Source organism: Paracoccus sp. S4493, from assembly GCF_000967735.1.
Classification (GTDB): domain Bacteria; phylum Pseudomonadota; class Alphaproteobacteria; order Rhodobacterales; family Rhodobacteraceae; genus Paracoccus; species Paracoccus marcusii.
Genome location: NZ_JXYF01000333.1, coordinates 1 through 540, shown reverse-complemented (window position 1 = coordinate 540; position 540 = coordinate 1). Strand labels below are relative to the sequence as shown.

Genomic DNA, 540 nt, shown 5'->3' with positions numbered 1-540 from the left:
GACGGTCGAGGAAACCGCCATAAGGACCACCTTCGAAACTAAAAACCCATAGAAAATGGCTTTTCATCGGTCGCCTTCCCTCAATCCATTCAGGGGGCACCTACCGGTTCAGAATAGACATTCGCCTTTTCCTTAACTTTCTGGTCTAAAGCCATACTTGGTGTTGATTAATTTCAGTCTATCCCCAAAAATATCCCCGAAAATTGTGGATAACTGCCGGTGCGATTTTGGGCGTCGCGCCGGCATATTGGGAAACCGAGCTGCTGTAGACAACGTCAAGGAAGGTCTTGGAAAGATGGCCGACAGCATGCGCTTTGAAGCAAAAAGCATGGCGCAGCAGGCAAAAGGTGCTGCGGGGGACGTATCGTACACCGCCAAAGGCAAGCTCGAAAAAATATCTAATCTCGCGCATTTCGGCGAAAAGGCCCTGTAAATGCGAGGGCTTCTCAATTTTGGCGTTTGTCTAGCGTGGTCAGGCCCCAGACATTCATGAAGCTTGTGCACCCCGAGCAAACATCATTTGTAAGCGCGACGCGGCCC

At 50.6% G+C, this 540-nt stretch carries 1 protein-coding gene; it reads left to right on the top strand.

Going from position 1 to position 540, the window contains the following annotated elements; translation table 11 throughout:
- The first annotated feature begins 295 nt into the window (after window positions 1–295).
- On the top strand, window positions 296–433 hold the full coding sequence (locus TW83_RS21410) for a hypothetical protein (protein WP_162198086.1): 138 nt from the start codon (window positions 296–298) through the stop codon (window positions 431–433).
- The last annotated feature ends 107 nt before the right edge of the window (window positions 434–540 follow it).